Below are 13,435 nucleotides of genomic sequence, written 5' to 3'. Positions count from 1 at the left end.
GCCGGGATCTATGTACTATCCGGGTAGTAGTCGCACCCCTTCCCGGAGGCCGGTCGTGAAAGAACGGCGTGTCCGTCGCGCTCTGCTCCTCACGGTGATGGCCCTCGCCGGGTGCCTGACGGCGGCGTGCGGCAAGGGCGGGTCCGCCCCTGCCGCCGGCCCGCGCCCGACGGCCCTATCGGTGCCGCGGTTCGGGCACGTGGTCGTGGTCGTGCTGGAGAACAAGTCCGACGCTCAGGTGATCGGCGCCCGTGACGCGCCGTACCTGACGTCGCTGGCCCGGAGCGGCGCGCTGTTCACGAACTCCTACGCGATCCGGCACCCCAGCGAGCCGAACTACCTGGCGCTGTTCTCCGGATCGACGCAAGGGCTCACCGACGACTCCTGCCCGCACTCCTACACCGCCCCGAACCTCGCCTCGGAGCTCTCCGCCGCCGGGCTGACCTTCGCGGGATTCGCCGAGGGTCTCCCCGCGTTCGACCGGGCCTCTTGCGGCAGCGGGCGCTATGCCCGCAAGCACGTCCCCTGGGCGAACTTCCCCGACCTGCCGGACGCGGTGAGCCGATCCTTTGCCGACTTCCCGTCCGACTACGCCGCGCTGCCCGCGGTGTCGTTCGTCATCCCGGACATGTGCGACGACATGCACAACTGTCCGGTGAAGACCGGAGACACCTGGGTCCGGGACAACCTGGACGGCTATGTGCGGTGGGCGAGTACCCACGACAGCCTGCTCATCGTCACCTTCGACGAGAACGACGGCTCTCCCGGCAACAAGATCGCCACCATCTTCGCCGGAGCGTCCGTCAAGCCCGGCGCCTATCCCGAGAAGATCGACCATTACAGCGTGCTGCGGACCGTCGAGGACGCCTACGGCCTGGCCCACGCCGGGGCGAGCGCCTCGCGTACCGCCATCATCGACGTGTGGACGACCGGCCGAGGGTGACCCGGTAGGAGTTCCCGGGTAGGCAAGGGGTCAGGTGGTGAGGGGACCGTGCGGACGAGCGGGAGACCGGCCCGGCCGGCGTGGCGCGGCCGGCGCCTGATCGCGGGCATCCTCACGCTGCTGTCCCCGTGCGCCTGCACGGCCGGCGGCACCGCCACGACGCGTCACCTCGTCATCGGCGGGACGCCTTCGTCCGCGACGGTTCACCGCACCGTACGGCTGGGCGGCTCCGTCCGTGGCCGTCCCATCGTCGCGGTCGAGTCGGGCGATCCGGCGAGCCCGCGGAAGGTGCTGGTCGTCGGCTGCGTCCACGGGAACGAGCCGGCGGGCATCGCGGTCGCCCGGGCGCTCGTCGCCGGGCCGGCCCCCGCCCACGCCGATCTGTGGGTGATCCCGGTGCTCAACCCCGATGGAGTCGCCGCCGGGACGCGCGGCAACGCCCACGGAGTCGATCTCAACCGGAACTTCCCGGCGGGCTGGCGTTCACTCGAGCCACCGGGCTCGGAGTTCTTCGCCGGCGCCGGCCCTCTGTCGGAACCGGAGTCCAGGTCCGCCGCCGCCCTGATCCGCCGGATCAGGCCGACCGTGGGGATCTGGTTCCACCAGCACATGGCCGTGGTCGACACCTCAGAGGGGCCGAAGGCCGTCGAGCAGCGCTTCGCCCGCCAGGTGGGCCTCCCCGCGCGGCCCCTGACCGACTATCCGGGCAGCGCCGTCGGCTGGGAGAACACCGTGGTCCCCGACAGCGCGTTCGTGGTCGAGCTGCCCGCCGGCGCCCTGTCCGCACCGGCGGTGCGCCGCTACGTCGCGGCCGTCCGGACGATCACGGGACCGTGATCGCGACGTGCCGGGACACGACCCTACCGAGGGGCCAACCTCGGATCCGTCATCAGGCCGGTCGCCGGTCGGCCCAGGTGATCCTGATCAGCGTGCCGCATCCTTGCGGGTCACGGTCAGGTAGCCGACGAAGCCGACGATGATGACGGCCAGGAACAGGCTGACCGGACCGGTGCCCAGCGCGAGGCCGCCTCGAGCGCGCGGTACCCCCATCCAGTCGGCGAATGACGCGCCGAGCGGCCGGGTGAGGACATAGGCGAACCAGAAGGTGAGGACGGCGTTCATCCGCAGCCAAAGGTAGGCCAGGGCCGGGAGTGCGATCAGGACGGCGAACATGACGCCCGAGGCCAGGTATCCGAGGTGGACGGTGACCGCGGTCATGTCGCCCGTGGCGGTGCCGAGTGCGAACGTCGTCATGACGGTGGCCCAGTAGAACAGCTCCCGGCGCCTCGTCACGATGCTGTGAATGGACAGCGTCTTCTCGCTCGCGTACCAGATCGCGAAGATCGCGGCCAGGGCGACCAAGAAGAATGCGGTCGAAATGACGTACGGAATGCCGAGGGCGACGTGCAGCACGTCGGCGGCCATCGTGCCGAACACGCTGACCATGGTGATGGATGTCCAGTATATCCAGGCGACATAGCGTCGGACGCCGAACTGGACCGCGAGCGAGGCCGCGAGGAGGATTCCCGCCAGGGCGACCGCGACGATCGGGTTGAGACGATGGGCCAGGTAGTCGGAGGTCGTTTCGCCCATGCCGGTGGTCAAGACCTTGACGATCCAGAAGTAGGCCGTCACTTCCGGGACTTTGCTCATCGCCCGCCGAGTAACGGTTATTTGGCTGTTGTGAAGTTGACTCGTCGCCATGCCGACAAGGATGACATATCGCCGCCCTTTGGTGGTGCAATCCGGCATGTCAATGCACTACTTCTAGCGGCCCCATCGCACATATTCACAAACCTGGTACTAGGTTAGTGAAAGGTCAACGGTCGTTCTTTCTGCGTTATCCTCGTGAGGCGGTTTACGGCGGTCGCAGTAGTCCGGTCTGGTAGGCCAGTACGACGGCCTGGACGCGGTCGCGGAGGCCGAGTTTGGGGAGGATTCGGCTGACGTGCGTCTTCACCGTCGCCTCGGACAGCCCGAGCTCGGTGGCGATCTCGGCGTTGGAAAGCCCCTTGGCCATCTCGATCAGCACCTCGCGCTCCCGGTCGGTGAGCCGGTCGAGACGCGGGTCGTCGGCCGAGCCTGTTCGTGCGCGGTTCAGGCGGGTGAAGGTCTCGATCAGCACCCGGGTGAGCCGGGGCGCGACGACGCCGTCGCCCGCGGCGACCGTACGGATGCCCGCGATCATTTCGGCGGGCTGGACGTTCTTGAGCAGGAACCCGGCGGCGCCCGCGTGGAGGGCCGCGAACGCGTACTCGTCCAGGTCGAACGTCGTCAGGATGAGGACGCGCGAGCCGGCGTGGTCGCGGGTGATCCGCTCGGTGGCCTCGAGGCCGTCCATGCCCGGCATCCGTACGTCCATCAGCACCACGTCGGGGGCCAGTGCGGCCACCTGGGCGACGGCCTCGGCGCCGTCGCCGGCCTCACCGACGACGGCGATGTCGGGTTGTGTCTCCAGCACCAGCCGGAAGCCCATGCGCAGCAACGGCTGGTCGTCGACGAGCAGAACGTTGATCATCGGGTGCTCTCCAGTTGGGACGGCTCGAAGCGCGCGTGGACCCGCCAGCCGCCGTCGGGCAGCGGACCGGCCTGCATCAGGCCGCCGTAGACGGCGACGCGTTCGCGCATCCCGGCGATGCCGTGCCCGCCGCGCCGCCGCCCCGCCGGAACGCCGGCGGCCGGCCGCCCATTGTCGGTGATCTCGACCTCCACGTGCGTCACGGCGTATTCGAGCCGTACCCGGGCACTGGTCCCCGGCGGGGTGTGCTTCCGGACGTTGGTCAGCGCCTCCTGAACGAGACGGTAGATGGTGAGTTCGGCCCCAGAGGCCATGGCGGGCGGCTGCCCGGTGACCACGAACTCCACCGGAAGCCCCGCGGCGCGGACCTCGGTGAGCAACACGTCGAGCTGGCCCAGTCCCGGCTGTGGTCGTCTCAGCCCGGCGGGCGGCGGCGCGTCCTGCCGGAGGACGTCCAGGACGCGCTGCATCTCCGCGATGGCCTCGCGTCCGATCTCCGACGCCTTGGACACGGCGTCGGCGGCCCGTTCCGGTGAGAGCGGAAGGGTGTAGGCGGCGCCGTCGGTGAGCGCGACCATGACCGACAGGCTGTGGGTGACGATGTCGTGAACGTCGCGGGCGATCCTCGCGCGTTCCTCGGCGGCGACGATCTGGGCCTGCTGGTCGCGCTCCTTCTCGAGGCGGGCGGCGCGGTCCTCCAGCGACGCCAGGTAGGCGCGGCGGGTACGCATGTTCAGCCCGATGACCGCGGCGGCCGTCGTCATCCCGGACAACAGGACGAAGACCTTCGGCAGGTGGCCGCGCGGCGCCCACTGGACGGTGGCCATCGCGACGCCGACTTCCACGATGCCCGCCGCGACGAGCAGTCGGCGCAGCGTCGAGTGGGCCGCGACCGAGTACAGCGCGATGAGCACGGCGACGTCGCCGGTCGACAGGAGCACGCCGCCGAGCCACTGCACGAACGCCAGCGCCGCGACCACGCTGAAGGCGGTGAACGGTGCGCGTCGCCGCCAGATCAGCGGCACGAGGAGCGCGATCTGCAGTCCCCAGCCGAGAAGAGGCTGCTTCGGTGGCTCCCTGAGCAGGTGGGGCACCCCGACGAGAAGCAGGACGAGCGCGAACGCGCCGTCGACGACGGCGGGATGCCGTCCCGTGAGCGCGCGCGTGTGAGGGCCCCAGCGCGCGACGAGCGCGCCGGGGCCGAACTCGGGCGAGGAACCGATCATCGAGCGTCAGGCGTCCCTGCGCTTGAGCAGGTACGCGGCCACCGCCATCGCGATGACGGTGTAGAGGACGAAGACCCCGAAGCCCGTCCACGGGCCGAGGGATCCGGGGTCGGGGGCGTTGGTGAGCAGGTCGCCGCCGGCGTTGCTCGGCAGGTACGGCGTGATGTGCTTGCCCCAGGACGTGAGGTTGAGGACCTCGCCCAGGACCGGGAGCACCAGCAGGATTCCGAACAGCGCGGCGATGGCCCCGGCGGTGCTGCGGATGATGGCGCCGAGCGCGGTGCCGAGGAGGCCGACGACCGTGAGGTAGAGCCCGACCCCGGTGACGATCCGCAGGGCCTGCGGCGAGGAGAGCGTTGCCTGGATGTGCTGGGAGGACAGGATCGCCTCGCCGCCGAAGAAGGTCGCGAAGGACACGATCTCCATGAGGACCAGGACGACCACGCTGAACACCGCGGCCTTGGCCCACAGCACGGGGAGCCGGCGGGGGACCGCGGACAGGGTGGCACGGATCATTCCGGTGGAGTACTCGCCGGTGATCACCATGACGCCGAGCACGCCCACCGCGAGCTGGGCGATGACGTACGGCCGCAGCGGCACGGTCACCGCCATCGTCGCGGCGTCGTGAATGGGACGCGCGTGGTCCCCGACACGGGTGGCGAAGCCCCAGCTGAAGAGCATGCCGAGGCCGATCGTCGCGACGATCGCGGCGAACAGCGACCAGAAGGTCGAACGGAGGGTCCTGAGCTTGATCCACTCCGAGTTCAGGACGCGCAGCTGGCTGACCCTGCCGGGCCGGACGGTCGTGGTGGCGGTGGTCATGCCGCGGACCTCTCTGCGGTACGGGCGGGGGCCCGGTATTCGACGGACTCGCCGGTCAGCTCCATGAACGCCTCTTCCAGCGAGGCCTGCTGCGGCGCCAGCTCGAACAGCGTGACGCCGTTGTCGGAGGCGGTCTGGCCGATCTGATCGCTGGTCAGCCCGCTGATGAGCAGAGTGCCCTCCTCGGTGTCCGCGACGGTGACGTCCGGGCCCACCAGCAGGTCGCGCAGCCGGGCCGCCTGGGGAGAGCGGACCTTGACCCGGCCGGTGGAGGCGCGCTCGATGAACTCGGCGACGGAGGTGTCGGCGATCAACTTGCCCCGGCCGATGACGATGAGGTGCTCGGCGGTCAGGGCCATCTCGCTCATCAGGTGGGAGGAGACGAAGACGGCGCGTCCTTCGGCGGCCAGGTCCTTGAGCAGGTTGCGGATCCACAGGATGCCCTCGGGGTCCAGGCCGTTGACTGGCTCGTCGAGGATCAGCGTCTTGGGATCGCCCAGCAGCGCCGACGCGATCCCGAGGCGCTGGCCCATGCCGAGGGAGAAGCCGCCGGCGCGCTTGCGGGCGACGTCGCGCAGGCCGACCAGGTCGATCACCTCATCGACCCGGCTCTGCGGAATACCGGTGGTCGCGGCCAGCGCCAGCAGGTGGTTGTAGGCGGTGCGGCCCGTGTGGATGGCCTTGGCCTCCAGGAGCGCGCCGACCTCGTGCAGCGGCGCCGCGTGGTCGGCGTACGGCCGGCCGTTCACGGTCACCGAACCGGAGGTCGGCCGGTCCAGGCCGAGGATCATGCGCATCGTCGTGGACTTGCCGGCCCCGTTCGGGCCCAGGAACCCGGTGACGACCCCGGGTTTGACGGTGAACGACAGGTCGTTCACCGCGGTCTTGTCGCCGTAGCGTTTGGTCAGGCCCTTGGCCTCGATCATCGTCGTTCCCTCGGGAGATTCAGCGGCGTACTCAGGGAGAACGCTAGGACGTCGCCCCGGGCTCGTTCGTCGCCCGCCCGGAGGATTCCGGCAGGTCGCGAAGGTCCACCGGCCGATGTACGGCTACATCGCGGGATGGACAGGCCGCGCCGGGAGCGGAGCTCAGCGCCCTTCGGCGGCACGCCGTCTCAGATCGAGCGACCGGTGGCCTGGCCGGTACGGCGTCGCCGGCGGACGAAGACGACGACGCCGACGACCGCGGCCATTCCCACGATGGCGGCGATGGCGTAGCTGGGGCCGTGGAAGGCGTCGGCGACGCGCTGCCAGTTGCGGCCGACGGCGTACCCGACGACGCCGAGCGCCGCCGTCCACGGGATGCAGCCGGCCAGCGTGTAGAGGCCGAACCGGCCCGGCGGCATGACGGCGAAGCCGGCCGGCAGGGAGATGAAGGTGCGCACGACGGGCAGCAGCCGGCCGAAGAAGACCGCCTTGCCGCCGTACCGGTCGAACCAGCGGGCCGCCCGGTCGATGTCCTCCTCCTTCAGCCAGACGTACCGGCCCCATCGGCGCAGCGCCGCCTGGCCGCCGTACCGCCCGACGGCCCAGGCGACGTAGCTTCCCGAGACGTTCCCCAGCGTGCCGCTCACGATCATCAGGGTGAGGTCCGGGCTGCTCCCCGGGACGGCGCCGGCCGCCAGCGCTCCGGCGAACAGCATGATCAGCTCGGATGGCACGGGGATGCAGGCGGACTCGGCGGCCATCAGGAGGAAGACGGCGACGTACCCGAAGTTAGCGATGAAGTGCTGCATTGCCCTCGTTTCACCTGCCGATCCCTTCGGACCGGCATCTTACGTTGCAATTACTATCGAGATCGTACTATCGCGATAGTAGTTGCGCTCGAGGGCGAAGGTGGGTGGAACCGTTTGCTTCCGGAACCCGATGTGACCGTTGTCGTGATCGTCTACAACGACGCAGCCCGGCTCGCCCGCGCGGTCCGCTCGGTGCTGGAGCAGTCGCTGCCCGGTGTCGAGGCGGTCATCGTCGACGACGCGAGCACGGACGCGACACCGGAGGTGACCGCCCGGCTGGCCGCCACCCATCCGGATCGGGTTCGGGCCTTCACGCTCCAGACGAACTCCGGCGGGTGCGGGCGGCCACGCAACGTGGGGATCGACGCCGCGCGCGGGCGGTACGTGATGTTCCTCGACAGCGACGACACCCTCGACCGCCATGCCTGCCGGAACCTCGTGACGACCGCGGACGAGACCGGCGCCGACCTGGTCTCGGGCCGCTGCGTCCGCGTCTTCCCCGACCGGGAACAGAACTGGTACCCGTGGCTCTACCGCGAGCGCCGGGTGTACGAAAGCGTCCTGGACGACCCTGATCTGCTGTACGACACCCTGTCGACCAACAAGTGCTATCGGCGCGACTTCCTCGATCGCCAGGGCCTGTGGTTCGTGGACCGGCTGCACTACGAGGACCTGCTGTTCAGCGCGCAGGCGTATGTCGCCGCGCGGAGGATCGTGACCATCCCGCACCGGGTCTACAACTGGTTCGTGGTCCCGCGGGACGACACCTTGTCGATCACCAATCGCCGCGCGGAGCTGCGCAACTTCGCCGACCGCTTGGAGATCCACCGGCGGATCGACGCGGTGTTCCACGCCCACGACGCCGATCGGCTCGCACGGCTGAAGAACGTGAAGTTCGTCAACCACGACCTGCTGCTCTACCTGCGGGAGCTGCGCAGCCGGGATCCGGAGTACCGCCGGGCGTTCCTCGAACTGGCCCGGTCCTATCTCGCCGAGCTGGATCCCGGGGTGTTCGCGGAGTGCAACCCGCTGCCCGCCATTGGCGCGTACCTGGTCCGGCACGGCGACATCGAGGGCGCCGTGGCGGCGGCCGACTACGCCGCGAAGAGGGGCCGCAAACCGGTCCTTTCCGTCGAACCGGTCGAGCGCGAGGGGCGGATCCACTGGTCCGGCGACCAGCTCCAGACCGCGCTGGGCCGCCGGATCCTGGACGTCACCGACCTGGGACTCCACTCCGCTCCGCTGGACGCCTTCAACCTGGGCGGCGAAGTCACCGCGATGCACCGATCCGGGGCAGAGCTTCGCCTCGCCGGGACGGTCGTCAACCCGCTGGGCCGCATCGGCGCCGACCTGGAACCGGCCGGCACGCTGGAGATCCGCGACCGCCGCCGGAAGAACCGCGCCTTTCACGTCCCGGTGACCGTACGGCACGAGGCGGACCGCATCCGCTGGGAGACCGCGTTCGCCCCGGCCCGCCGGATCCGCCCGGTCGGGCTGGTCGACCAGACCTGGGGCCTCTGGCTGCGCCTCAAGACCGGCGACGACACGGTCACCGTGCGGCTCACCTCGGACGGAACCGCGCACGACGGCGTGCGGGTGCCGGTACGGCCACGGCTGACCCGCGTGGCGGGCGACCACCTGGAGGCCTATGTCGCCGAGTCCGGCGAGTTCGCGCTGCGCATCGTGGGCTACCGGTGGCCCGCGCGAATGACACTGCCCGCTCTGCGTCGCATCGCCCGGACCGCTCTGGGGCGGCGCTGGTGGCAGCGGTTCGGCCGCGTCGAGCGAGCGCTGATCCGTCTGCTCACCGGGCGCGACACGAAGATCGCCGTGTTCAACCGGCTCCTCGTCCGGCTGCCGGTCAAGAAGGGCACGATCGTCTTCGAGAGCCACCTCGGCGTCCAGTACTCCGACAACCCCAAGTACATCCACCGCGCGCTCCGGGAGCGCGGCGGGCCGTACCGGGCGATCTGGTCCTACAGCGGGAGCCGCCGGGGCTTTCCCGCCGACGCCACGCTGGTCAGGCGCGGCTCGTGGACGTACTACCGGGCCCTGGCCCGCGCCGAGTACTGGATCGACAACCAGGGCTTCCCCGTCGGGCTGGTCAAACGTCCCGAGACGACCTACATCCAGACCTGGCACGGTTCGGCGTTCAAGCGGATGGGCTTCGACGAGCCGACGGTCAAACAAGGCACCCGGTCCGAGCACGACAGGCTGCGCACGATGATCGGCCGGTTCGACCACTTCGTCGTCCGCTCCGACCACGACGTCCGTACCCTCGTCAAGGGCTTGGGGGTGACGGCCGAACCCTTGCGGGTCGGGTACCCGCGCAACGACGCGCTGGTCACCGGAGGCGATCCCGAGGAGCAGGCGGCACTGCGCCGACGGCTCGGGCTGGAAGACGACGAGCGCACCGTCGTGCTCTACGCGCCGACGTTCCGGACCGATGAGAACGGCAGGCCCGCCGCGCGTTTCGAGATCCCGTTCGACCTCGACCGCTTCGCCCGCGAGTTCGGCGAGTCCCACGTCCTGCTCATCCGCGCCCACTACCTCAGCCGGGCGGTGGTGCCACCAGGCCTGCGCGGCACCGTGATCGACGTCAGCGCGGAGCACGACGTGACCGCGCTGATGCTGTTGGCCGACGCGCTGATCACGGACTACTCCTCGATCATGTTCGACTTCGCGCTGCTGGAGCGACCGATGATCTTCTACACGCCCGACGCCGAGGACTATGTCAGCCGGCAGCGCGGAGCCTACTTCGACCTCACCGAGCACGCGCCGGGCCCGGTGGTCGGCGACGAGGCCGCGCTGTTCGCCGCCCTTCGGGATCTGGACAACGCCCGCCGCGACCACGCCGACCGGCGGCGGCGCTTCGTCGAACACTTCGGTGAGTACGACACCGGAACCGCCGCCAAGGCCATCGTCGAGCGCTTCTTCACCGGAGGTGACCGTGGCTGAGGCCCGCGACGTCTTCATCGTCTGCAACAACGTGGAAGAGCTCGGCGGCCTGCAGCGCTGGGCGCACGACATCGGCCGGATGTTCGCCGATCGAGGCCACCGCGTGCACCTGGTCGGCATCACGCACGCCGACCGCTCCCACGACTACGGCCACGACCTGCCGTACACCGTCACCGTGCTGCACGACCGCGACCTGCCGCAGGCGCGCGGACCGATCGGCACGCGCCTGCGGGAACTGCGTCATCGCCTGACGGTCTGGCGCGGCGCAGCACGCCTCAGCGCGCTGTTCCGCACCGCCCGCCCTGGCGGGGTCGTCATCGCGGCGCAGGTCTGGGCGATGGAATGGGTGGCGCAGGCCGACACGGCGGGGATGCCGGTGATCGGCATGAGCCACGAGTCGTACGAGGCCACCCGCCGGTCCTCGCGCTACGAGCGGGTGAAACGCCACTTCGCCGATGCCGACCTGCTGCTCGCGCTCACCGACGCCGACGCGGACGCCTGGGCCTTCGACGACATGTCCAACGCCGGCGCGATGCCCAACCCCCTGCACGTCACCCCGCATTCCGTGTCGCCGCGGACCGAACCGGTCGTCGTCCGGCACGGACGCCTGGCCTTTGAGAAAGGCCAGGACATGCTGCTGGAGTCCTGGGCCGAGATCGCATCGCACCACCCGTCCTGGCGGCTGCGCCTGTACGGCTCCGGCCCCGACGAGGACGCGCTGCGCCGCCAGGCGGCCGAGCTCGGTGTCTCGGACAGCGTGGAGTTTGCGGGCCCGACCTCCGACATCGAGAAGGCGCTGACCGGCGCGTCGATCTTCGCGCTGTCCTCACGCGAAGAGGGCTTCCCCATGTCGATCATCGAGGCGATGGCGTACGGACTGCCCACCGTCGCCTTCGACTGCGCACCGGGCGTCCGTGAACTGCTCACCGACGGCCGCGACGGACTGATCGTCGCGCCGGGCAACACGACGGAGTTCGCCGCCGCCCTCGACCGGCTGATCCGCGACGCCGGCCTGCGCGACTCCCTCGCCGAGGCGGCCCGCGAGTCGGTCCGGCGGTACGAGCCCGACGCCGTCCTCGACCGCTGGGAGCGGCAGTTCGCCCTCGTCGCCGGCGAGCGGGCACCTCGCGCGTGATGACCCGGAGCGGCCTCCTACTGCTGGCCGGTGGCCTGCTCGCGTTCGGTGCCGCGGCCGCCGCCTACGCGATGACCGTGCTCGCCCATCCCCACGACCTGTGGGCGATGTCCGACCTGAAGGTCTACCGCTGGGGCGGCCTGCTCGCCCGGCACTCCGACGGCCTGTACGACCGGACGATCGGCGGCTTCGCGTTCACCTATGCGCCGATCGCGGCCGTGATCTTCGCGGGCCTGTCGGTGTTCCCGATGGCCGCGCTGCGCTGGATCATGACGCTGGCGAGCCTGTCCGCACTGGTGACGGCCGTCTGGATCACGTGGCGGACGCTCGGCCACCGCCGCAGCCCCGCGTTGCTCGGAGCGACGCTGCTGGTGACCGCGGCCGCGCTGTGGACCGAGCCGGTGCAGAAGACGCTGTGGTTCGGCCAGATCAACCTGATCCTGATGACGCTGATCATCGCCGACCTCCGGCAGGGCGACGGCCGTCGCTGGAAGGGCGCCGGGATCGGCATCGCCGCGGGCATCAAGTTCACGCCCGGCATCTTCATCGCCTATCTGCTCCTCACCCGTCGGTTCCGCGCGGCCGCCGTCGCGATCGCCGTGTTCGCGCTGACGATCGCCGTGGGCTTCGTGGCCCTTCCGCACGAGTCCCGGCGGTTCTGGGGGGACCGGCTGTTCATGGCACCGAGCCGGGTGGGCCCGGTGGACTGGGTGGGGAACCAGTCGCTGTACGGCATGCTCGTCCGGTTTCTCGGCGGCGAGAACGCCGCCCGGCCGTACTGGCTGGGCGTCGCAACGGTGGTCGGAGCCGTTGGGCTCTGGCTTGCGGCTCGGCAGAGCCGCGGTGGCCACGAGCCGGCCGCCGTCGTGACCTGCGCGACGACCGGTCTGCTGATCTCGCCGATCTCCTGGTCGCACCACTGGGTGTGGATCGCGCCGGCGCTCGTGCTCGCCGCCGACCGGACGGCCGGGCGGCTACGGCACGCGTGGGCCTGGGCTGTCGCAGGGGTGGGGCTCGAGGCACTCTTCGGGGCATGGATCTTCGCGGTCCCCGGCCTGCCGGCACTGCCGCAGGGCCTGATCCGCACCGTTCCGTTCGGGAGGCACCGGGAAGACCACTGGCACGGCTTCGAGCTCGTACGCGGAAACCTCTACGGCTTGATCGCCCTGGCGGCGATCACGGCGCTCGTGATCCTCGCGGTGCGTCGCCGGCATCCCGCGTCGCGGGGTCCTCGGCGTCGGCTCGGCCGATCAGCAGCGGCGCGAGTTGAAGGTGCCAGATGAACACCAGGCCGGCGCTGCCGAACAGGAGGTTGACCAGCATCGTTTCCCATTCATCCCAGAAGATTTCTACTATCACAATAGTAGTAGGCCTCGGGATTTTCTAGAATGGTCCAGTGGCACGTCTGCTCATCGTCGAGGACGACGAGACGATCGGGAGTCATCTGGAGTCCCGGCTTCGCCTGCACGATCACGAGGTGGTCTGGCGGCGTTCGGGGCGCGGGGCGATCCGCGAGGCGACGCTGACGCCGTTCGACCTCGTGCTGCTGGACCTGGGTCTGCCGGACCTGGACGGGATCGAGGTCTGCGGCCGGATCCGATCCGTCCAGCCGGGGTGCGTGCTGGTCATCGTGACCGCGCGGGACACGGAGATGGACGTCGTCGTGGGGCTGGAGGCCGGCGCGGACGACTACGTGAGCAAGCCGTTCGGGTTCGCGGAGCTGCTCGCCCGGATCCGGGCGCACCTGCGGCGCGGTGCGCCGTCGGCCGCGCGGCCGTCGCGGTTCGCGGTCGGCGATCTCGTGGTGGACACGGCGGCTCGCCGGTGCTTCGCCGCGGATCGCGAGGTGGCCTTGCGGGCCAAGGAGTTCGACCTGCTGGCCAGGCTCGCGGGTGAGGCCGGGGTGGCGGTCAGCCGGGAGGACCTGATGGCCGACGTGTGGGACGAGAACTGGTTCGGATCGACGAAGACGCTCGACGTGCACGTCGCGGCGCTGCGCCGCAAGCTGGCGGAGGCGTCCGACGAGACCACCGTCATCCCGCGCATCGTCACCCTGCGCGGCCACGGCTACCGGCTGGACGCCTCCTCCGGTTGACCC

General features: G+C 70.3%; 12 protein-coding genes. 6 read left to right on the top strand and 6 right to left on the bottom strand.

Annotated features, from left to right (window positions below; genetic code table 11):
* Nucleotides 1–55: 55 nt before the first annotated feature.
* Both ABEA24_RS25745 and ABEA24_RS25740 read left to right on the top strand, forming a co-directional pair.
* Nucleotides 56–943 carry an alkaline phosphatase family protein gene (locus tag ABEA24_RS25745; RefSeq protein ID WP_345433619.1) on the top strand — a complete coding sequence of 296 codons (888 nt, stop codon included), beginning with the start codon at nucleotides 56–58 and terminating at the stop codon, nucleotides 941–943.
* A 48-nt stretch (nucleotides 944–991) separates the two neighbouring features.
* The gene (locus ABEA24_RS25740) at nucleotides 992–1,780 is read left to right on the top strand and encodes a M14 family zinc carboxypeptidase (protein ID WP_345433618.1); all 789 of its coding nucleotides are present in this window, start codon (nucleotides 992–994) and stop codon (nucleotides 1,778–1,780) included.
* Between the two features lie 87 nt (nucleotides 1,781–1,867).
* On the opposite strand, the gene ABEA24_RS25735 is transcribed toward ABEA24_RS25740, so the two are convergent.
* The 6 genes from ABEA24_RS25735 to ABEA24_RS25710 form a co-directional block, all read right to left on the bottom strand.
* The gene (locus ABEA24_RS25735) at nucleotides 1,868–2,596 is read right to left on the bottom strand and encodes a COG4705 family protein (protein WP_345433617.1); all 729 of its coding nucleotides are present in this window, start codon (nucleotides 2,594–2,596) and stop codon (nucleotides 1,868–1,870) included.
* A 205-nt stretch (nucleotides 2,597–2,801) separates the two neighbouring features.
* Nucleotides 2,802–3,461, bottom strand: coding sequence for a response regulator (locus ABEA24_RS25730; RefSeq protein ID WP_345433616.1), 660 nt, complete (start codon nucleotides 3,459–3,461; stop codon nucleotides 2,802–2,804).
* On the bottom strand, nucleotides 3,458–4,687 hold the full coding sequence (locus ABEA24_RS25725; RefSeq protein ID WP_345433615.1) for a sensor histidine kinase: 1,230 nt from the start codon (nucleotides 4,685–4,687) through the stop codon (nucleotides 3,458–3,460). The genes ABEA24_RS25730 and ABEA24_RS25725 overlap by 4 nt, the downstream gene beginning before the upstream one ends.
* Before the next feature lie 6 nt (nucleotides 4,688–4,693).
* Nucleotides 4,694–5,509 (bottom strand): ABC transporter permease, encoded by an 816-nt coding sequence (locus ABEA24_RS25720; protein ID WP_345433614.1) that lies wholly within the window; start codon nucleotides 5,507–5,509, stop codon nucleotides 4,694–4,696.
* Entirely contained in the window at nucleotides 5,506–6,435 is a 930-nt protein-coding gene (locus ABEA24_RS25715) for an ABC transporter ATP-binding protein (RefSeq protein WP_345433613.1), read from the bottom strand. The genes ABEA24_RS25720 and ABEA24_RS25715 overlap by 4 nt, the downstream gene beginning before the upstream one ends.
* 188 nt (nucleotides 6,436–6,623) lie before the next feature.
* Nucleotides 6,624–7,244: a DedA family protein gene (locus tag ABEA24_RS25710; protein ID WP_345433612.1), complete on the bottom strand. Its 621-nt coding sequence runs from the start codon at nucleotides 7,242–7,244 to the stop codon at nucleotides 6,624–6,626.
* 132 nt (nucleotides 7,245–7,376) lie between these two features.
* On the opposite strand from ABEA24_RS25710, the gene ABEA24_RS25705 reads away from it, so the two are divergent.
* The 4 genes from ABEA24_RS25705 to ABEA24_RS25690 all read left to right on the top strand — a co-directional run bounded on the left by ABEA24_RS25705 (nucleotide 7,377) and on the right by ABEA24_RS25690 (nucleotide 13,432).
* Nucleotides 7,377–10,202 (top strand): bifunctional glycosyltransferase/CDP-glycerol:glycerophosphate glycerophosphotransferase, encoded by a 2,826-nt coding sequence (locus ABEA24_RS25705; protein ID WP_345433611.1) that lies wholly within the window; start codon nucleotides 7,377–7,379, stop codon nucleotides 10,200–10,202.
* A complete protein-coding gene (locus tag ABEA24_RS25700) occupies nucleotides 10,195–11,337 on the top strand; it encodes a glycosyltransferase (RefSeq protein ID WP_345433610.1) in 1,143 nt (380 codons plus the stop codon). Before ABEA24_RS25705 ends, ABEA24_RS25700 begins: the two co-directional genes overlap by 8 nt.
* Nucleotides 11,337–12,620 carry a glycosyltransferase 87 family protein gene (locus ABEA24_RS25695; protein ID WP_345433609.1) on the top strand — a complete coding sequence of 428 codons (1,284 nt, stop codon included), beginning with the start codon at nucleotides 11,337–11,339 and terminating at the stop codon, nucleotides 12,618–12,620. Before ABEA24_RS25700 ends, ABEA24_RS25695 begins: the two co-directional genes overlap by 1 nt.
* A gap of 113 nt (nucleotides 12,621–12,733) precedes the next feature.
* A complete protein-coding gene (locus ABEA24_RS25690) occupies nucleotides 12,734–13,432 on the top strand; it encodes a response regulator transcription factor (RefSeq protein ID WP_345433608.1) in 699 nt (232 codons plus the stop codon).
* Nucleotides 13,433–13,435 lie beyond the last annotated feature (3 nt).

This window comes from Actinoallomurus vinaceus, assembly GCF_039542055.1.
GTDB classification, from domain to species: Bacteria; Actinomycetota; Actinomycetes; order Streptosporangiales; family Streptosporangiaceae; genus Actinoallomurus; species Actinoallomurus vinaceus.
The sequence above is the reverse complement of the archived record's forward strand: the minus strand, read 5'-3'. Positions and strand labels throughout refer to the sequence as shown.